The 20,820-nt window shown below is 41.9% G+C and carries 18 protein-coding genes; 14 read left to right on the top strand and 4 right to left on the bottom strand.

Going from position 1 to position 20,820, the window contains the following annotated elements; genetic code table 11:
• Nucleotides 1–268 precede the first annotated feature (268 nt).
• A complete protein-coding gene (argR, locus tag ACYQ2O_RS05445) occupies nt 269–730 on the top strand; it encodes an arginine repressor (protein WP_459796155.1) in 462 nt (153 codons plus the stop codon).
• A gap of 182 nt (nt 731–912) precedes the next feature.
• Entirely contained in the window at nt 913–2,430 is a 1,518-nt protein-coding gene (locus ACYQ2O_RS05440; protein WP_459796154.1) for a phosphohexomutase domain-containing protein, read from the top strand.
• A 59-nt stretch (nt 2,431–2,489) separates the two neighbouring features.
• On the opposite strand, the gene zwf is transcribed toward ACYQ2O_RS05440, so the two are convergent.
• Nucleotides 2,490–3,944, bottom strand: coding sequence for a glucose-6-phosphate dehydrogenase (gene zwf, locus ACYQ2O_RS05435; RefSeq protein ID WP_459796153.1), 1,455 nt, complete (start codon nt 3,942–3,944; stop codon nt 2,490–2,492).
• Nucleotides 3,945–4,131: 187 nt separating this feature from the next.
• Here zwf and ACYQ2O_RS05430 point away from each other — a divergent pair, with 187 nt between their 5' ends.
• Both ACYQ2O_RS05430 and ACYQ2O_RS05425 read left to right on the top strand, forming a co-directional pair.
• The gene (locus ACYQ2O_RS05430; RefSeq protein WP_459796152.1) at nt 4,132–5,589 is read left to right on the top strand and encodes an aldehyde dehydrogenase family protein; all 1,458 of its coding nucleotides are present in this window, start codon (nt 4,132–4,134) and stop codon (nt 5,587–5,589) included.
• 263 nt (nt 5,590–5,852) lie between these two features.
• Nucleotides 5,853–7,178: a DEAD/DEAH box helicase gene (locus ACYQ2O_RS05425; RefSeq protein WP_459796151.1), complete on the top strand. Its 1,326-nt coding sequence runs from the start codon at nt 5,853–5,855 to the stop codon at nt 7,176–7,178.
• A gap of 615 nt (nt 7,179–7,793) precedes the next feature.
• On the opposite strand, the gene ACYQ2O_RS05420 is transcribed toward ACYQ2O_RS05425, so the two are convergent.
• Nucleotides 7,794–8,585 (bottom strand): DUF1189 domain-containing protein, encoded by a 792-nt coding sequence (locus ACYQ2O_RS05420; protein WP_459770443.1) that lies wholly within the window; start codon nt 8,583–8,585, stop codon nt 7,794–7,796.
• Between the two features lie 232 nt (nt 8,586–8,817).
• On the opposite strand from ACYQ2O_RS05420, the gene ACYQ2O_RS05415 reads away from it, so the two are divergent.
• Entirely contained in the window at nt 8,818–9,426 is a 609-nt protein-coding gene (locus ACYQ2O_RS05415; RefSeq protein WP_091263932.1) for a superoxide dismutase, read from the top strand.
• A 252-nt stretch (nt 9,427–9,678) separates the two neighbouring features.
• Nucleotides 9,679–11,832 (top strand): peptidoglycan D,D-transpeptidase FtsI family protein, encoded by a 2,154-nt coding sequence (locus tag ACYQ2O_RS05410; RefSeq protein ID WP_346024446.1) that lies wholly within the window; start codon nt 9,679–9,681, stop codon nt 11,830–11,832.
• Between the two features lie 562 nt (nt 11,833–12,394).
• Here ACYQ2O_RS05410 and rpmG read toward each other — a convergent pair.
• Complete coding sequence (rpmG, locus tag ACYQ2O_RS05405) at nt 12,395–12,544, bottom strand: 50S ribosomal protein L33 (RefSeq protein ID WP_091263938.1); 150 nt, start codon at nt 12,542–12,544, stop codon at nt 12,395–12,397.
• Nucleotides 12,545–13,314: 770 nt separating this feature from the next.
• On the opposite strand from rpmG, the gene ACYQ2O_RS05400 reads away from it, so the two are divergent.
• From ACYQ2O_RS05400 to ACYQ2O_RS05365, 8 genes are all read left to right on the top strand, one after another.
• Entirely contained in the window at nt 13,315–13,674 is a 360-nt protein-coding gene (locus ACYQ2O_RS05400) for a helix-turn-helix domain-containing protein (RefSeq protein WP_346024444.1), read from the top strand.
• A gap of 18 nt (nt 13,675–13,692) precedes the next feature.
• A complete protein-coding gene (locus ACYQ2O_RS05395; protein WP_346024443.1) occupies nt 13,693–14,259 on the top strand; it encodes a hypothetical protein in 567 nt (188 codons plus the stop codon).
• Nucleotides 14,260–14,320: 61 nt separating this feature from the next.
• Nucleotides 14,321–14,632 (top strand): hypothetical protein, encoded by a 312-nt coding sequence (locus ACYQ2O_RS05390; protein WP_346024442.1) that lies wholly within the window; start codon nt 14,321–14,323, stop codon nt 14,630–14,632.
• A gap of 132 nt (nt 14,633–14,764) precedes the next feature.
• Complete coding sequence (locus ACYQ2O_RS05385; protein WP_346024441.1) at nt 14,765–15,475, top strand: rhomboid family intramembrane serine protease; 711 nt, start codon at nt 14,765–14,767, stop codon at nt 15,473–15,475.
• Nucleotides 15,476–15,493: 18 nt separating this feature from the next.
• Nucleotides 15,494–16,480: an ROK family glucokinase gene (locus tag ACYQ2O_RS05380; RefSeq protein WP_459796150.1), complete on the top strand. Its 987-nt coding sequence runs from the start codon at nt 15,494–15,496 to the stop codon at nt 16,478–16,480.
• 57 nt (nt 16,481–16,537) lie between these two features.
• Complete coding sequence (locus ACYQ2O_RS05375; protein WP_459796149.1) at nt 16,538–17,644, top strand: YqgU-like beta propeller domain-containing protein; 1,107 nt, start codon at nt 16,538–16,540, stop codon at nt 17,642–17,644.
• Between the two features lie 100 nt (nt 17,645–17,744).
• Nucleotides 17,745–18,122, top strand: coding sequence for a rhodanese-like domain-containing protein (locus ACYQ2O_RS05370; protein ID WP_459796157.1), 378 nt, complete (start codon nt 17,745–17,747; stop codon nt 18,120–18,122).
• Nucleotides 18,123–18,262: 140 nt separating this feature from the next.
• Nucleotides 18,263–19,747: an MDR family MFS transporter gene (locus tag ACYQ2O_RS05365; protein ID WP_459796148.1), complete on the top strand. Its 1,485-nt coding sequence runs from the start codon at nt 18,263–18,265 to the stop codon at nt 19,745–19,747.
• Nucleotides 19,748–19,811: 64 nt separating this feature from the next.
• Here ACYQ2O_RS05365 and ACYQ2O_RS05360 read toward each other — a convergent pair whose 3' ends face one another.
• The gene (locus ACYQ2O_RS05360) at nt 19,812–20,621 is read right to left on the bottom strand and encodes a pyruvate, water dikinase regulatory protein (protein WP_459796147.1); all 810 of its coding nucleotides are present in this window, start codon (nt 20,619–20,621) and stop codon (nt 19,812–19,814) included.
• Between the last annotated feature and the right edge of the window lie 199 nt (nt 20,622–20,820).

The raw sequence follows: 20,820 nt of genomic DNA, 5'->3' as shown, positions 1-20,820 counted from the left end.
TGATTCATAAGAAGACCTCTTTTCTGGATTTGTGGTTATCTCTAGATTAAGGGTCTTCTTTCTTTTTGTCTACTTTAATTTCTTGCCCTACTATTTTACTTTCCGACAACTATTTTACACATAGTAAATATGAATAGATTGTGAAACTTCTAATTAAAATATTGGTATAGTTAGTATGTCTCTAATGAAAATATTCTGAAAATAGGTTATACTAATATTCATAATACCAACTAATATTTACTAATATTCGGGAAGTGAGGGATGTCAAGTGAAGAAATCTGAAAGACAGATGCTGATCAAGCAGATCGTTTTAAATAATGATATTGCTACACAGGAAGAGCTCCTTAAACTGCTCCAGGAAAAAGACGTCAAAGCAACACAGGCGACGATCTCCAGAGACATTAAGGAACTCAATCTAGTCAAGACTAACAGTGCGGCAAATGGAACAAAATACACGATTTATCAGAATAATCAGTTGACTATGGAAGACAAGCTGAATTCTACTATAAAAAGTGTGGTCACTAGTTACGAACGAGTTCAGTTCATGAACATTATAGTGACAATACCCGGGAATGCTCACGTCATCGGCGCATTGATAGATGATATAGAATTCCCTGAAATTGCAGGAACTGTAGCCGGAAATGATACCATCATACTTATTTCCAGAACGAATGAAGATGCTGAAAAGATTTATAATTATTATGACAATCTATTAGCAGACCATTCCTGAAAGGATAGAGACAGCAGAGAATAAACCAGACATTCGCTGAAATTTACAGCGTGCCGGTGATTTTTTGTCATGTCTCTTTTTTATGAAAAATTAGGATGCGCTTGCAAAGAATATTAAAAAAAATTATAGTAATAGATAAAATATAGAGTTAAAAACAATACAACTGATTAAGGAGACTGATGATGGATAGAACTGAATTAATGTCTTTACAGAACGGATCGGATATTAGAGGATTCGCACTGGATACAGATGTACATAAGAAGAATCTGACGGAGGAAACAATTAGGCTCATTGCCCGAGGCACAGCTAAGTGGTGGACTGAAAAATCGAATAAACGGTTAGATAAAACGGTAGTAACGATTGGATACGACAGCCGACTTTCTGGACCGTCGATTAAAGAGTGGCTGACTCACGTATTTACTGATCTGGGCATGACTGTGATCGATGCGGGAATGGCTACGACTCCCGCTTTATTTATGTCTACACAGTATGAAGACTTCAAGTCAGACTTGGGTATCATGATTACTGCCAGTCATTTGCCTATGGAATATAACGGACTGAAATTCTTCACTAAAGACGGCGGACTTGAACATGATGATATAACATCTATTCTTAACCTTGCTGATACACCTGTTAATCAGCTTGGTCAGGTCGATAAAGGGGATGTTGTGGCTAAAGACCTTTTATCTGTCTATGCAAAGGATCTTGATGGTAAAATACGTGAATCACTTGGTGTTGAAAAAACCGCTCTCCCTTTGGAAGGACGTCGCATAATCGTCGATGCAGGAAATGGCGCGGGTGGATTTTTTGCTGATAAAGTACTAAAACCATTAGGAGCAGATACAACAGGTAGCCAGTTCCTTGAGCCGGATGGAACATTTCCTAACCATGAACCAAATCCTGATAATAAAGCCGCGATGAAAAGTGTTTCTGAAGCTGTACTGGCTAATGAAGCAGACTTAGGAATCATTTTTGATACAGATGTCGACCGGTCTGCGATCGTAGACAAAAAAGGTCATAGTATTAACAGAAATAACCTTATTGGTCTAATTGGAGCCATCATACTTGAAGAGAATCCGGGAACTACTATCGTGACGAACTCTCCAGTTTCCGATCACCTCATCCAGTTTATTGAATCAAAAGGTGGGAAAATCGACCGTTACATTTCCGGATACCGTAATGTCATTAATCGGGGAATTGAACTGAACGATCAGGGCATTGACTGTGCGCTGGCTATCGAGACCAGTGGACACGCGGCGATCAGAGAAAATTATTTCCTTGATGATGGGGCATATCTCGCAGCTAAGATCATTGCTAAAGAAGCGGAAATGTCTCTTTCTGGCAGTAGTGTAGCTGAACTGATTCAAGATCTTGATCAGCCGGCAGAAACAGAAGAAATTCGTTTTGTCATAGAAACACCAGCCTACAAGGAAATCGGACCGGCTATTCTTGAGCGATTTGCTTTATGGATTAAAGAAACAGAGGGCTTCAGTCTGGTTGAAGATAATCTGGAAGGAAAGAGAAGTCAGATCAGTGCTCCTTATGGTAAAGGCTGGCTCCTTCTAATAATGAGTCTGCATGAACCGAAACTGGTTCTTCAAATCGAAAATGATGATAATGACAGAATTCCCGATATTAAGGAAAAGCTGAAGACATTCTTTTATAGTATAGAAGACCTCGATACCAGTCGTTTGGTCTAAATTAAAAACCGAGTCTCCTGTCAGTTCTGACAGATGACTCGGTTTTTCTAATTATATGCTTATGCTTTATAAATCCAGTTGTTTCCATCATTTTGAAGCAATGTATCGGCTTCATCAGGACCCATGGTGAGAGCAGGGTAAAACGGAATAGAATCAGTGAAGCTGTCCCATTTTTCTCTGATCTGATCGACATATTTCCATGAAGTCGCCACTTCCTGCCAGTGAGCAAAATGTGTTTCATCGCCGTTCAGGACATCAAGAATGAGCTTTTCGTAAGCTTCTGGACTTTCTTCAACTGTTTCTTCTGATCGGACTGCTGACAGCCTGACAGATTCCAGATCCATTCCAGGACCGATCTTTTTGTTGTTTAGGAGAAGCTCGAAACCTTCATTCGGGCTGACTAGAATAGAAAGGACTGTCGGTTTATCATCGAAAAGAGCTGCTTGAGAAGGCTTGAATACAACATCGACACGAGACGTTTTTTCTGCCAGGCGTTTACCTGTTCGGATATAAACTGGCGTGTCGCGCCATTCATCTGTGTCGATTATAATTTTTCCAGCAACAAAGGTTTCCGTCAGGGACTCTGGGTCGACTTTATCTTCATCACGGTAGCCTTTAGTTTCTCCGTCACTAGACGTATCATATTGTCCTCTGACAAATTCAGTGTCTTCGTCTTGAGTGACAACAGGGTCTTTCAATGCATTCAGGATCGCCATTTTTTCTTTACGAACTTCTTCAGTAGTGAATGCTTCAGGGCTGTTCATTGTCAGCAGGCTCACCATCTGAAGGACATGATTCTGGACCATGTCTCTAAGCGCACCACTTTTATCATAGTATTCACCACGTTCTTCTACACCAAGATCTTCACTTAATGTAATCTGAATATTAGAAATGGACGCTTTATTCCAGCTGTTCTCAATCAGTCGATTTGAAAAGCGAAGGGCCAGTATATTCTGAACCATTTCCTTACCGAGATAGTGATCGATTCGGTAAAGCTGGTCTTCATCAAAGGATGCATTGATTTCATCATTCAGTTCTTTTGAACTATCAAAGTCTGAACCGAACGGCTTCTCAATGATGACTCGGTTGAAGCCATTTTCTGTCACAAGATTCTGTTCTCTAAGATGACTCGTAATTGTACCGAAGAAGCTTGGAGACATGGACAGATAGAAAATTCTGTTGCCGTCGATGTCATACTCTTCGTCCAGCTTATCAGCAAGATCTTTCAGTGTGTGGTAATGCTCAGTGTCATTAACGTTGTGAGACTGATATCTGAAATGACTTGCAAACGTGCCGGCATGTTCTTGTGATTCAGTCAAATCTGAAATGGAATCCATAACGACGTTCTGATAATAGTCATCCGACCATTCACGTCTGGCGGTTCCTATGACTGCAAATGATTCACCGAGAAATCCTTTTTTATATAGTTTATATATAGCAGGATACAACTTGCGATGAGCCAGATCGCCGGTCGCTCCAAAAATGATGAATAGTGCTTTCGTTCCTTGAGACATATCGTTCCTCTTTTCTACATGATGATCATGTCTGATTCATTCTGTTTTCTATTTTACTTTTAATTTTACTATCATTCAACTTTATTATGAAAGATAACGAATCATTAGGCTTTAAATCGTTTGAGTTGAAGATCCCAAAACGTTTCCATTAAGCTTATCAATAGATAAAACTGAAAGGATGAGATCATTGTATAAGTACGACAATCTTGATCTGAATTACATTGATGGGGAATGGGTAGAAGGCAGCAGTAAAGAAGTCATTGAATCAATCGATCCTTACACTGAAGATTTGTATGCGACGGTTCGCGCAGCTTCTGCAGGAGATTTAGATAAGGCATATGAAAGTGCCAAGCGTCACCAGAAAGAATGGGAAAAAGTCAGTCCATTTGAAAAAGCAGGCATTATCCGCAAAGCTATAAAAATCATCGAAGACAGAAAAGAAGAGATTACCGATATTCTAGTAAAAGATGCCGGGTCAACGATCGCTAAAGCACAACTTGAAATCGATATAGTTATTGCTGTCATGCATCTGTCTGCAGAATTTCCGTTCCAGATGGAGACAATCGTGAATCAGTCCATGATTCCAGGCAAAAAGAATTATGTCCAGAGAAAACCTGTGGGGGTTGTTGGTGTTATTGGACCATTCAACTTCCCAATGAACCTGTCCATGCGTTCAGTTGCACCGGCACTGGCTACAGGTAACGCAGTCGTCCTTAAACCAGGTCATCAGACACCTGTCAGTGGTGGTAATATTATCGCCAAGGTATTTGAAGAAGCAGGACTGCCTAAAGGAGTACTCCAGGTCGTGCACCCTAAAATTTCTGAAATAGGTGACGGCTTCTATGAGCACCCAGTCCCGGATCTGATTTCATTCACAGGTTCCACTGGAGTCGGGAAACAGATTGGTGAAGTCTGCGGACGAGAAGTCAAGGAGACAATTCTAGAACTGGGCGGGAATAACGCCATGGTCGTACTTGACGATGCGGACATTGAAACTGCAGTTAAAGGGGCTATTTACGGACGCTTTATGCATAGTGGTCAGATCTGTATGGCAACTAACCGTATCATCGTTGACGAATCGGTTTATGATGAATTTGCTGAAAAATTCGTTGAGAAGACAAAAGATCTGAAGCATGGTGATCCGACACAAGAAGGGACACTGATTGGACCGCTTATTGATGGCGGCGAAGTTGACCGTCTGCTTGATGAGGTTGAAAAAGCCAAGTCAGAAGGTGCAGAAGTCCTTCTTGAAGGAAAACGTGAAGGCAATGTCCTGACGCCGTTCATCCTTAAAGGGACTAACGATATGACGACTGCACAGAATGAAATGTTCGGTCCAGTCGTGACGCTGATTCCAGCTAAAGGCGAAGCTCACGCACTTGAACTGGCGAACGACACAGAGCAGGGACTGAGTGGAGCAGTCTCATCAAGCGATGAGAAACGTGCCTTTGCCTTTGCTGAGAAAATGGAAACCGGAATGGTGCACATCAATGACCAGAGTGTCAATGACGAGCCATATATCGCATTCGGAGGAGTCAAAGCTTCCGGACTGGGACGCTTCGGTCGTGAACATTCACTGGATGAATTCACCACGTGGAAATGGATTTCCGTACAGGAAGAGCCAAGACAGTATCCATTTGATTAACGTACTTTAAAGTATAAGTAAAATTAATGAATATCTGATCCGGACTTGATTGAGCCTAACTAGATGCTTGATCGAGTCCGGTCATTTTTAATTTTGCTGTACTGTTATAAAGAAAAAGGTGGTCTGGTAACTGACTTTTCAAGAGCTGTTTTCAGGAAACCCTTTATTCTATATGTCTTATGACAGCGATTGTGCGATTTTACTGTGGCTTGAAGTCTCAAGCTTTGGTACAATACATAGAGAACAGAAAAGAGGAATATAATATGACACACCCATTTGATAAATTTAATTTATCGCCTTACCTGATTGAAGCCATTTCAGAAATCGGCTTTAACGAACCCACAGACATTCAAAATAAAGTGATTCCAGAGGTTAAAAAAGGAAGAGATATTATCGGACAGTCTCAGACTGGATCCGGTAAAACGCACGCGTTCTTACTGCCTTTATTTAATAAACTGAACCCAGAGAGAAACACTGTTCAAGTCGTTCTTACTGCACCAAGTCGTGAACTGGCTGAACAGTTATACAATGCAGCCTCTCAGCTGGCAGAACATTCTGAGCAGGAAATCATTGTGCAGTCATTTATCGGCGGAACAGATAAAAACCGTCAGATTCAAAAACTCAGCAATAAGCAGCCGCATGTAGCGATCGGTACACCTGGTCGTCTTCTGGACTTGATCAATGCCAACGCACTTCTGACACACACAGCTCCATTCATGGTCGTTGATGAAGCGGATATGACCTTGGACATGGGATTCCTGGAAGATGTTGACCAGATTGCCTCTCGTCTGCCTGAAAATGGACAGATGCTGGTCTTTTCCGCAACCATACCTCAGAAGCTTCAGCCTTTCCTGAAGAAATATATGAAGAGTCCATTGATCATCGAAGTGGAAAACGAGCAGGTTATTGCGGATACTGTTGATAACTGGCTGATTTCTACCAAAGGCAAGAACAAGATCGACCTGATCTACAACTTGCTGACGATCGGACAACCTTATCTCGCACTGGTATTTGCAAATACAAAAGAACATGTTGATGACATAGCCCGTTCCCTTAAGAAAAAAGGCCTGGATGTAGCAGTCATTCACGGAGGCATCTCTTCAAGAGAACGTCGCCGTGTCATGAGACAGGTTCAGAACCTGGACTATCAGTACGTTGTAGCGACCGATCTGGCTGCACGGGGCATCGACATAGAAGGTATCTCACATGTCATCAATGCTGAAGTCCCTCAGGATCTGGATTTCTTCGTTCACCGAGTTGGTAGAACAGGACGTAATCAGCTTCCAGGTACTGCGATTACTCTTTACGGCCCAGATGATGAGCAGGATATTCAAATCATTGAGAAAAAAGGCATTGAATTTAAACCTAAGGAAATCAAGAACGGTGAAATCGTCGATTCATATGACCGTAACCGTCGGGACAAGCGTAAGCCTGTCAGCAAAGAGGTATCCTTTGACCCTGAAATTCACGGGATGAGAAAGAAGGCCAAGAAGAACATCAAACCGGGATACAAGCGGAAGATTGAACGTAAGAAACAGGCGAAAAGACAGCGCGCAAGACGACTTGAACGTCGAAACGACAGAGACTAACTAACTTAGAAGCAGCGAACCCATTATATCAAGGGAACGCTGCTTTTTTATATTTGGAGAGGATTGGTATTTTATAAGGTGCTCACGGTTTTTTTCTATAAATTATTGAGTGAGTTAGTCGTGATCGGCTCATTATCAAAGCAAGCGATACAAAATAGTCCTAATCAAGCTGCCTAGTTACAGTTTAACCTTACCACGTATTGTTAAGATATAAGTAGAATTGCCTCTAACTACAGTTCCGCTACCTATGCCTTAATAAGGTCCCGCTAAAAGCATTCTAATGATAGTTTAAAGCTTTTTCGGCAGAAAAACTGCAGCTAGAAGCCTCCTAACGGTGATTATGATCTTTTTGCAGCTCTAAAATATAACTAGAGCGGTCCTAGCTATATCTTATTTCTGACTATGGGAAATAAACTACAACTAAACTTACTCTACCTGTAGTTCGTAGGCAAGATGGTAACCACTAATAAACTGAGAATCGACGTAGCAGTAGTTCATCGACTCGATTAGAGATGAAAATCGACCTACATCATCAACCTCAATCAAAAGAACCGTCACAGGACAAAAAAATAGAGCAAGCTCCCCTTACAGGCTACTTGCTCTAAAAAAACTATATTATCCTTTGTTGTGAGGATCTTTTCGTTTAGGGGCGACCGCTTTTAAAGAGGTGAATAGGAAATACAAGGCGAATCCGAGCTTCAGTTCGAAAGCAAAAGGAACGACCAGGCCGATTCCTTCCAAAATAGAAAGCAAGAGGGTCGGTACACTTAAACTGACGAGTGCCATACGAGCGTTCTTTCTGAATTTGAAACGTAGGCGGAACAGGGTAACTAGGATGTTGGCAAATAGTGATACGATCAGCCACTCATATAGTAATACAAAGGCACTGGCAAAATAGGCAATTAAGAAAATCAGCACTAGAACAAGTGGAGACAGTCTGCCGATCTGCTGAAAAGTTGTTCGTAGATAAGTATCGTCCAGTCCATCCAGCTGTTCATAACTGACTGGGAGTGAGCGCCCGGTCACATTCATGTAGAACTCGTCCTGCATCAAACCGATACCAATTGGGACATTTAAGCGTTCCAGGTTGGCATCAATTTCGTTCGTCTCTATGGCACCGTTTGGATCGAAGAAGAACAGGAATGAATTAGTCTGATGCACGTAGGTTTCCTGATCAGCTTCTGTCTGCAGTTGACCGTCTTCAATGGTGAAGGTGGGTAAGGTCTCTGCTATTTCTGTTCCGTCATTTTGAAGATTGCCCATTACATTAGATAACAGGGAGGCCAGGGACAGGATTAGGATGAGCGTCAGGAACGTGAAGTAAGCCAACACCTGTTTTCTGGTCATATTTTTCGCTTGTACAAGCTTTTTAGGATTTAAGAATCCAATAAGTATATATTCTTTCACATTTTACCTTCCTTATCGTCAATTTCTCATAGAAACAGTGTACGTTGCCGGCTGAAAAAAAGCAATCAGACTTTTGACTGACTAGCAGCGCTAAACTGATTACGATAAGTGTCATTGGTCTGATAAGGTCTAAAAGGGAGACTTACTAAAATAAAGCAATTTTATTTGCTAAAATAATCATAAGTGATAAAATAAAGATGTACGATAATTTGTATTGGGAGGAATGTTAACTATGACGTACACTTTACCAGATCTACCTTATGATTATGATGCATTGGAGCCACACATCGATAAAGATACGATGCATCTCCATCATGATAAGCACCATGCGGCATATGTAACTAAAACAAACGCAGCACTGGAAAATCACCCTGAGCTTGCTGAATTAAGTATTGTGGACTTAATGAAAAAACTGGATTCTGTTCCAGAAGATATCAGAACTGCAGTAAGAAATAATGGTGGCGGACATGCCAACCACTCTCTTTTTTGGGAAATCTTATCTCCAAATGGTGGAGGAGAACCAGAAGGCGAACTAGCTGACGCAATCAACGATGCATTTGGCGGTTTCGGTGAATTCAAAGAGAAATTTAATCAGACAGCTGCTGGCCGTTTCGGTTCAGGCTGGGCATGGTTAGTTGTTGCTGACGGAAAATTGGAAGTCATGGATACTTTGAACCAGGACTCTCCTTATTCTGAAGGGAAAACGCCTATTCTTGGACTAGACGTCTGGGAACACGCGTATTACCTGAACTATCAGAACAGACGTCCTGACTACATCCAGGCATTCTGGAATGTTGTCAACTGGGATGAAGTGGCTAAACGCTTTAACGAAGCTAAATAATTCTCAACCGATCGAACTGGTCTCCTTCTTTGAAGGTGACCAGTTTTTTAGAGAACAAAGTTTGAATGTAAAATGAAAATTTACATTTTCTTCCTTAAATTTCTTCGTGGTATGTGGCTTTTAAATGGCTGTTTTGGTAAACTAGTAAGAGGTTAATAGTCTCTACTACGTGATTTTAAACGTTTATAGAAACAGGTCTATTAAACCAATCCTAAATTCAACAATATAATACACATCACAGGAGGGAATTGAGTGAAGACACCAGCTCAAAAAAGAAGAGATAAGAAAAAGTCCCATATCCCTTTCCGATTGAATTTACTCTTTTTTATTGTATTTTTACTTTTCTCTAGTTTGATACTTAGATTAGGTTACTTGCAGATTATTAGAGCAGATGAATTTCAGGCAGAAGTTGATCGGACAGAGAGAACCACGATCACTGGCAGTGTGCCACGTGGTGAAATATTTGATGCAAACTTGAGACGTCTGGTGGGGAATGAAGCAAGACACACCATTACCTACACGAGAGGGCGTAATGTTCCGGCTAGCCAGATGGCAGAAGTCGCTTATGATCTGGCTGACTATATTTCGATGCCTTCCGTTCCATTTTTTGCTGTCGATTCCGGCGCGGACTTAAGCAGACGTGATCTCCAGGATTACTTTATCGCAAGTAATCAGGACGTTATTCGTGAAAGAATGTCAGATGAAGAAATGACGATGGGTGGATCGGATGCCTATCAGGTTATGCTGAATTATGTAGATGACGCTGAACTGGAAGAACTGACGGAACGTGAGCTTGAAGCGGCTGCGATATTCAAGAAAATGAATGCCGCCTATGCATTGAGTACCGTCAATGTAAAAAACGAAGATGTCACGCATGAAGAAATTGCTCGTATCAGTGAAAATCTAGATAACTTGCCGGGTGTGGGAACCGGAACTGACTGGGTCAGAATGTATCCTGAAGGAGATATGCTGAGCAGTATATTAGGTACAGTATCGAGTGAAGATCAAGGAGTACCTGAGGATCGTTTGAGAACATATCTGGCTCAAGGGTACTCTAGAAATGATCGTGTCGGTTTAAGTCAAATCGAACGGCAATACGAATCCGTTCTTAGAGGATCAAAATCCCGTCTGGATACGGAAACGAACAGCCGTGGTGAGATTATAAATCAGATCGAACAGTATTCAGGTGAGAAGGGCGACAATCTGATTCTGACCATCGACATCGGTTTCCAGGAACAGGTCGAACAGATTGCGATCGACTCTTTAGCTCAACGACAAGGTCTTAACAACAGCATTTATATCGTGGCGATGGATCCAAGAAATGGTGATGTTCTGGCTCTAACAGGTAAAGAAATTCGTGACGGTGAAGTAAGAGACAATGCATTGGGAACCATCAACCAAAACTTTACTATGGGATCTTCAGTTAAAGGAGCAACCATACTAGCTAGCTATATGGAAGGCGTTCTTAACAGCAGCAACAATACGATCGTTGATACACCAATTCGTATAAGAGGCAGTAACCCTATCCGATCAGTCTTCAACCGGGGTAGCGGACGGATTCCAATGAATGACATTACTGCACTCGAGCGTTCTTCCAACGTCTATATGGCGAGACTGGCCATGCGTATGGGTGGAGTTTATGACTATACACCAGGTGGAGGGCTGCCGATTAACGGTGGAGAAGTCCTTGCCACCCAGCGTAAGTACTTTAACCAGTTCGGACTAGGCGTGCCAACAGGAATTGACCTACCATCGGAGTCAACAGGCTATCAAGGTCCGGGAACAGACGCAGCGGAAGCATTATTCTTTTCATTTGGTCAGTATGACACATACACTACAATGCAGTTGGCTCAGTACGTTTCAACCATTGCCAATGGCGGAACGCGTCTTGCTCCTCGACTAGTTTCAGAAATAAGAGACACTGATTCCTCAAATGGACAAGTAGGTGCGTTGAAGACTGAAATAGAACCGAAAATATTAAACCATGTTGATGCAAGTGAAGAAGCAATGAGCAGGGTCCAGCAGGGGTTCTATCAGGCCGTAAACGGCAGCCAGGGAACAGCCCGAACGATCTTCTCGGGTACACCTTATGTGGTTGCTGGTAAAACGGGTACAGCCGAGACTTTCTACTGGGACGATGACCTAGGAAGAAACACTGTCTCTGTGACAAATCTGACTTTTGTCGGCTATGCACCGTACGACAATCCGGAAATAGCTGTAGCAGTCGTTGTACCGAATTTACCGAACGAGAATCGGACGAATCAGGAAAACCAGCGTGCGGCAAGAAGAGTATTTGATGCTTACTTCGGTGTAGGTGAATTTGAAGGCTCAGCTTCATATAATGAGGCAGAAGATATCAGCGATCTGGAAGAGAGTGCAGAAGAGATACAAGGTGAAGAGGAGTAAATTCTTTGCAGATGATCTTCCACCGAGATTATACAAATAAATTGAATACGCCAGCTTCTTTTCTTAAGAATTCGTAAAGGAAAGCAGCTGGCGTATATTTTATTATATCATTTCAAGGGGTTCAGTTACCTCTTGGAAGCAGACTAGAAATATGTGAAGCGTGATGGTGCAAAAAAAAGAAAGCCTGATTAATCAGACTTCCTTGTGAACTACCCACCACTTAAATCCTCCGGATTTTGAAGTGGGGGCTTCCTACGAACTCCATTCTTGTCTGCACAGGTTTCATGCAGACAGAGGAATCGGATATGGGTAGGCTCAAAAGGCAGTCCCTGCCTCATAGGTTTTCTTTTACTTGGCTAACGCCAAGGAATACTCAGTAGGCTTGGTTGTCGCCTATATAGACTTGGTTATCGTCTATATATAAAGTATACCAAATGAGAATGACATTAACCACTTCAAGCTATCGCTTGACCGAAATTCATCTCCCACTTTCACTGGTGCTTCGCACCCATACGCTTAGAAGTGGGAGACTTCTTTCGGAATTACGTTAAAAAGTTAAAACTTATTTAGTTTCGCGGTGCAAAGTAACTTTGCGTTCGCGTGGGCAATATTTTTTAACTTCCAAACGTTCTGTGTTATTACGTTTATTTTTAGATGTTAGGTAGTTGCGTTCTTTGCAGTCTGTACATTCTAATGTAACGTTTACTCGCATGATTGTCCCTCCCAATATTACTGTTTTGAAGGCTATCAAACATGATAGGTGTCTAGCCATTCGCCTTGACTAGAATACCATGATTCAGAAAAAAATGCCACTCTTTTTTGTTATATTCCCTTTTCAGACCCTAAAATACGTCAATTCTTTAAAGAAACAGCAGAGTGACTCAATGTGCTGATTTAAAGTTCAGTTTGTCTAGGAAGGCTTACATGGTTAATCAATTAGAATCATTTGAGATAAGATGAAAGATTTTCTTTGACATGGTAGTATAAATGACATAATGAAATCATTCATAGTAGAAAATAATATTGGCTTTTGAAACAGAGGTGAACTAATAAGAGGTGGGTCACAGGTATCTGGTGATAAAAAACAAAGTGGCAATTGACAATATAGACGAGTGTTCCTGATCGAACGTGCGGTTAATCAGAAGCTGCAGAAAGTGACAGATGACAATATCATTACTGAAGTCATTCAGTCTAGGGTTCATGATGAGGCACTAGTTGACGCGGTCACTGAAAAACTGGTTGACGAAAGAAACAGAAGAGATGACTAGCCAAAAATCATAGAGGAACTATCTGAAGAAGCTGATAATGAAATAGATCAATAAATCAGGAATAATAAAAGGCAGGTGTCAGTTTAACTGATATCTGTCTTTTTCGCTCCTCTCATTTCTTTGTTAAGAAAATGAAAATTTTACTGTCTTTCTTATAATGCATAAATATGATACTATTTTATAGGTCAACTACAAATACAAGGGAGGGAAAACCATGGAAATGTGGATGATAGCCGGCTTGCTCCTGATTCTTTCTATCGCATTATTCATCTATTCACTTATAAAAAAAGAAGAGAAAGATGCAGCGTATAGAGAGCTTGAGAGTTTCTCACTGGCAGTCACTAAAACCGTTTACGACTTGAATCAAAGGATACATACTTTAGAAGCTCAGTTGAATGTGGATATAGAAGATGAGGAAAAGTCTGCACAAATGACTCGTCTAATGAAAGACAATACCATTACATTATTTACTAAAGGGGTAGCGACTCGAGAAATAGCCAGACAGCTTGATCTGTCTCAAAGTTCAGTTCAGGAAGTCATCAACGATTACATTACGGAAGGCATAAATGCCTGATGTAACAGGAGGGACACCATGTCAAAGAAGAATATTAGAATGCTCGCGACAGGTTTTCTCTTTTCTGCTGTATTGCTGCTCGTGCTTCAGTTTGCCGGACAAGGACAATCGGTCAGCAGCAGCAGTGAAGATGTCGAAGAACTTCAGGATGAAATACGGTATCTTGAAGAAGTAGCGACCGCGCTGGAACTTGAAAATGAACAGCTTGCAGCTGAGCTTGAAGAGATGAACAGCTCAATGGATGATCAAAATGAAGAATCAACGGATCTTGAAAATGAAGAAGCAGATACTGAAGAATCAGAGGAAGCCGAATCAGATGAGTCTGATCAGGAAAATGAAGCGGACGAAGTGGAAGAAAACGATGAAGAGCCACAAGATGTCACAGAATACACAGTCGTGATTCGCGAAGGAGAACCGAGTAGCGTCATTGCTTCACAGCTTCAAGCCCACGGATTAATCGAAGACGTTCATGCATTCAATAAACATCTGGAGGACAACAACCTGTTCAGACGTATCCGCCCAGGTCAGTACACAGTCCGATCTGATATGAATAGAGACCAGCTGGTGGAAGCAGTCATTCGTTAGATTTTGTATCTTATTATCTTTGAGGTAAAATTAACCTATCAAAGATAAAGGAGAGAATTACATGTCTGACACAGCAGTTATTTATATGTCCAACGGAAAAACGTATACAATAAGCAATTCTCCAGGGACTATAGCCAGTCAACTGGACAATAATGCCTCCGAATCTGATCTGCTCAGAAGTTTTGAACTGGTAAATGGAAAAAAAGTCTTTATCAATCCTGACCACGTGGTCGCTGTGGAAACAAGCGAACTGAGTAATATGGACACCTCCAGTCAGGATGAATTAACTGATGATCAGGATCAGGACCGTAAGGACGCGAACTTGAAAGCAGTTAAAGAGTTCAAGGATGATATCGACGGAAATATGGAATAAATTTATAAGTTAAGAGGAACAGCCGGTGCAGATGATGGCGGGTGTGACTCTTAACTTTTTTTGTCTGATTCAAATTGGTACACACAATGGAATATGCTATACTAAACTTAAAGATTTAAGGGAGCTAAAAATGTGAATTACCAGACTAAAATGAAACTTATGAGATGGAACAGAAAACCGTTCATTGCCTACGCTCTATTAGGCATTACAGGTTTTATGTATATCGTTCAGGAAGTCATGGGTGGGAGTACCAACCCTAGAGTTCTTGTGTTACTCGGTGCTAAAGTAAATGAACTGATCATACTGGGTGACTGGTACCGTCTCATAACACCCATGTTTCTTCATATTGGGATTACTCATCTCTTGTTCAATGCTCTGATTTTATATTTTCTTGGAATCCAGCTCGAAAGCATATTTGGACACTGGCGGTTCTTTCTATTGTATTTATTCAGTGCAATCGCAGGGAATGCGGCAAGTTTCGCCTTCAACCAGAGTATTTCTGCAGGAGCAAGTACAGCATTGTTCGGCCTTTTCGGCTCAACGCTGGTGTTAGGAAAGTTGTTTCCTTCAAACCCTCAGATAGGAGCGATGGCTAAGAATTTTTCTCTACTGATCGTTTTGAATCTGGTATTCGGCATTTTAAGCCCCGGGGTAGATATGGCTGGTCATGTCGGTGGTCTCCTGGGTGGATACCTTCTAGCTTATGCATTGTCCGCCCCAAGGGCCTGGGAGAAAAATAAACAGAGGCAGTTTGTTTACGCGCTGATTTACGTTGGGGTAGTGGCAGTGTTTATCTTTATAGGCTATTCCCGTTTGGTTCCCATCACACGATTATTCAATTAACACTAAGGAGGAAGCAGTTTGGAAGATAAGAAAATCATAGGGATCGATCTTGGAGGGACTTCAGTTAAATTTGCCGTAGTGTCTACGGAAGGATCACTTCTGAATCAGTGGTCCATTCCTACAGACATCTCAGACCATGGCAGTCACATCACCCCTTCGATCATTGGGTCAGTACTGTCATTCATGAATGATCATGGTTATACTTCAAAGGATTTTATCGGTATCGGTATGGGGTCCCCAGGAACAGTGGATCGTCACGCAGGAACTGTTATCGGGGCCTACAATCTGAACTGGGATCAGTTACAGCCAGTCAGAGAACAGATCGAGAACGCTACAGGTATTCCGTTTTTCATTGATAACGACGCCAATGTCGCAGCTCTTGGCGAGCAGTGGCTCGGAGCAGGACATAATGAACCAAACGTTGTCTTTGTCACTCTAGGAACTGGAGTAGGTGGCGGCGTGATCATGAACAACCAGCTACTCCATGGAGCAAAAGGGGCAGCCGGTGAAATAGGACATATGACTGTTGACCGTAAAGGCTACGCTTGTACGTGCGGGAAGCTTGGCTGTCTTGAAACAGTAGCCAGTGCGACCGGTGTGGTCAGAGTGGCCAGAGACAGAGCGGATACCTATCGAGATTCGTCAAAATTGAAGGATCAGATCAAAGCTGGTGACTTAGTAGATACTAAGCGCATTATGGATGTCGCCAAGGAAGGCGATGCATTCGCAGTTTCTGTAGTAGATGAAATCAGTGATTACTTAGGATTAGCATGCGGAAACATCGCAAATCTATTGAATCCTTCAACCATTGTTATCGGAGGCGGTGTATCTAAGGCAGGCGAATTTCTTGCAGATAAGATCAGAGAACGTTTCAAGCTTTATGCATTCCCGACTATTCGAGAAGACACTCATATCAGAATTGCAGAATTAGGAAACGATGCAGGTGTCATAGGAGCGAGCTCACTGGTCTTAAATGAATCTGTATATAAGCATATAAGTGAATAATGTTCACGTAATGTGGTAAAATGGTTGTAACATAAACCACACAATGAGGTGAGCAGCATGTCAGATATAAAGGTATATTTAATAACCTTATGGGTCTTTTTAACATGCTGTTCACTTTTTTTATTTGCCTGCGGGTCTTCTTCAGATGGAAGTGTCAACGGCAGCAGCGAAACAGAAGAAATTGCTCATCCCATGGACCTTGACCCGGAACAGTTCCAGAAGAACATAGGCTGGCTGGATGACGAAACGCTTCTTATCCACAAAGGCTCCAATGCAAGCCACCAGTTCATGTCCTATAATATCTTTACTGGAGACTTTGAAGAGATATATGAAGAACATGCATATATTCTAAGTGTAGAAATAAGTCACACAAGAGACCAAATCCTATTTCAGGAAGTGTCCGACGAAGCCATTTCTCTGAATGTCATGGATCTTTCCGGTAATATTCTTCATTCGACTCCGCTCCATTACAGCGGCTATGTGACTCTTAACTGGAATGCTGTTGATCCGGATCTAGTCTTCATTTCACACTATGATTATGATAGTAAAGAAGAAATGGAAACCATACTGGTTCAAGTGTGGAATACAGAAGAAGAGACGCTTACTCCAAAACCGATCGCTTCACTATATCCTAGATGGTACTCCTCCAATGTCTATGTCTATGTGGATGAACTGGAAGGTAGGGACCTCTACATTGGAGATATGAGAGAGGAAAACGGAGACATGGTAATCAGTCGAGATGCCCGTGACTTTTTCCTGCATCAGGATACCTTCATAGGTATCGTTCCTTCCGACATTAACGACCATCAAGTCTATCTTTTTCATGAATACCCATTTCTTATAGGAGGTAATGTTATTACAGCACCTAAAGTCTTGCTGAATGATCAGCCCGTCAAACCACATTTGACGCAGTCTAATCGGAACGGAAAAGTTCTGGCTGTTTTAGCTGATGAGCCAGTGATTCTAGAAGAAGAATTAGGCACGTACACGCTCTCTCAGCTGGATTTTGAAAACGAAACTGTTGAGGAGATCATTCCGTTACCGTATGATGCACCGATTTGTCTTTCACCAGATGAGAATTACGTGTTGTACGGCTGGCGGTACGAATACCTTATCGAACTGGACACAGGGGATATGCATTCACTGGTGGACATTTCTTCCTGAAAATACAGACTGGAATTTTGCTTGATATTACGGTAAAATAGAAGGTGATAAGCGTACAGAGAGGGAGTTATTTTTGGATAATTGGACAATCGTAACAATCATGTTATGGATCGGAATCATTGCCTGGGGAATCTGGGAACTGGTTCAGTATTTCAGAAGAAAGAATGCAGCTACGGCGCTGGAAAATGATGAATTCAAGCAGGACATGCGTAAAGCCCAGATTGTTGACGTTCGTGGTAAAGACGACTTTGATGCTGGCCATATTCTTGGCGCACGCAACATTCCGTATATGCAGATGAAGCAGCGTGCTGGTGAACTGCGTAAGGATCAGCCGATCTACCTTTATGATGACAAAAAGACAATGAGCTACCGAGCTGCTTTGCTGCTTAAGAAAAATGGGTACGATAACCTATTTGTTCTGAAAGACGGCTACGAGAAATGGGACGGTAAAATCAAACGCAAAAAGCCTATCAAGTGACAAATAAGGAAATCGGACTTGAACTCACTTGGGCAAAGTGATACATTTTAATATGACAAATCAAGGAAATCGCTCAGGATTTCCTTTTTTTATAAGCAAAATCACAGATGACACTGTGTCATAACACAAAGGAGCAGACCGTGTATATTAGACGAACAAAATGGGGGAGAAAAGCTGTCTTTCTCATTACAAAACAGCTGGACAGGCGCGATAATAATGAAGTACCTTACTGGATGGTGTATACAGCACTATTTGCCGGATCTCTGATGGTCATAATGAACCAGACGGCGATAAAGACTGCTCTTCCGACTATGATAAATGATTTGAATGTGTCTCCTTCGATTGGTCAATGGACCGTTTCCGGTTACACACTGGTCAAAGGAATCATGGTGCCGATCACAGCGTTTGCCATGAACAAGTTCAGATCGAGGAACCTTTTCGTATTAATGATGATCATCTTCGGCGCTGGGTCATTTATAGCCGGACTTGGCATCAACTTTGCAGTTGTGCTTTTTGGTACGATCCTGCAGGGAGTCGGTGCTGGAATGGTCATTCCTCTTATGCAGACAATCATTCTAACTGTATCACCGCCTGAAAAACGGGGGAGCGCCCTGGGACTGATGGGAGTAGTTTTAGGACTGGGTCCTACACTAGGTCCTGCTTTAGGTGGATGGATTGTTGATACTTTGTCATGGCACTTTATCTTTTACGGTCTTTCTATTGGCTCGGCAGCAGTCATCCCTATATCTATCTTGACCCTGACAGATGTTCTACCTATGAGTGACCCGAGGATAGACTGGGTATCAATTAGACATTCTCTGATCGGATTCGGAATCCTTCTCTTTGGACTGTCGTTCATGGGTTCACAAGGATTCGATTCGATCGTAGCCTGGGTGTCGGTGGTTATCGGAAGTCTCTTTATTTATCTGTTTATCAGACGCAATCTTCACAGCCCCGAACCGATGCTGAATGTTTCCTTGTTTAAAAACAGGACCTTCAGCCTTGCAGTAATCATCACTATGCTGGGACTCATGGTTATTACAGGCATATCAAACGTCATGCCGATGTACATCCAGACTGTACTTGGTCGTTCGGCTACTCTGTCAGGCCTTATTCTCCTTCCTGGAGGAATGTTCAAAGCATTCATCTCGCCAGTAACCGGACGTATTTACGACAAGTACGGGGTAGCTAAGATTGCGCCTCTAGGGGGACTGGCCTTATTTGCTGGAACAGCTCTTTTAGTATTTGTCAAACAAGATACATCGATCTGGTATATTGTGGCTGTATATTTGCTGCTGTCCATAGGCTTTGGCGTTTTCAATATTCCGGTTACAACGGCTGGGATGAACGCTCTGCCCGATGATCAGATGGGGCACGGGACTTCTGCCCGGCAGACAGTGAGACAGATCGGCTCGAGTTTTGCCATTACACTCGTCTTTGCTTCAATGTCCATCGTCTCAGCCTTTGCAAATACACCAACTCTCGAAGCAGCTGAAGCAGGAGGAGCTAAGCCAAACTTGACAATTGAAGGAATTAGAGGCGGATTTGGTATGGTTACCGTCCTGGCTCTGGCTGCCTTTGTTCTTACTTTCTTCCTGAGAGAAAAAACAGTCAGACGAAAATAAAAAAGAACGTAAACACATGTGACTATCCGGAAGAGATAACCAATATGTGTTGACGTTCTTTGTTTTATTTCTGAAGTGAATTGACAATAATAGCAGCAGTTTCTTCAATTGACTTGGTGGCCACATTGATGACCTGGCAATTAAGCTTCTTATATAATTCATCAGCATATTTAATTTCTTTTCGAATACGATTTTTATCTGAATACGGCGTGTCCGGCTGCATGCCATATGAAATCATGCGCTCTCTTCGAATTTTGGACAGCATCTCTTCATCATTAGTCAGGCCGACGATTTTATTTGAATCGACCTGCCATATTTCTTTAGGTAATGTAGATTCAGGAAGTAAGGGTAAGTTGGCCACTTTATAATTCTGATTTGCCAGAAAAATGCTGAGCGGAGTTTTTGATGTTCTAGAAATACCTAAAATGACAATATCAGCCTCAAGAAAACCTTTGGGATCTTTCCCGTCATCATACTTGACTGCAAATTCCAGTGCACCGATCCGGTAAAAATATTTGTCATCAAGTTTATGCTTGGCGCCTGGCTTATGCGTTGGCAGAGCATTAGACCGCAAAGTCAATTCATTGATCAGAGGATTGATCACGTCGAAACAGGTCAGACCATTTTCAAGACAAAAGTCTTCTATAATATCGACCAGTTCGGGGTTAACCAAGGTATGCAGAACGATAGCATCAATTTCTTTTGCACTTTCCAGAATAGTTTTCAGCTGATCTTCCTGTCTAATAAAAGGGAAGTTCTTCAGATCGAATGCTACTTCAGGAAACTGGGCTCTTGCCGCATAATATATATTGCTTGCTGTACCTCCTACAGAATCCGACAAAACAAAAACTGTTGCAGCGGGTTTTCCATTCATAATGATCAGTCCTTCCGAGAAGTTTATATATTCAGTATAATGCATTCGATCATAAAATTGTACAAAAAATGTTTTGAATTTACCCAAAATTTTATGATTTCCTGAACGGTGACAAAAGCCCGAGGTATACACATGTGGAAAACATGGTATCCTCGGGCTTTTGAGCAGTCCACAGCTTAAATCTGTGGACTAATTTCAT

This window comes from Alkalibacterium sp. m-11 (genome assembly GCF_054658155.1).
The sequence above is the reverse complement of the archived record's forward strand: the minus strand, read 5'-3'. Positions and strand labels throughout refer to the sequence as shown.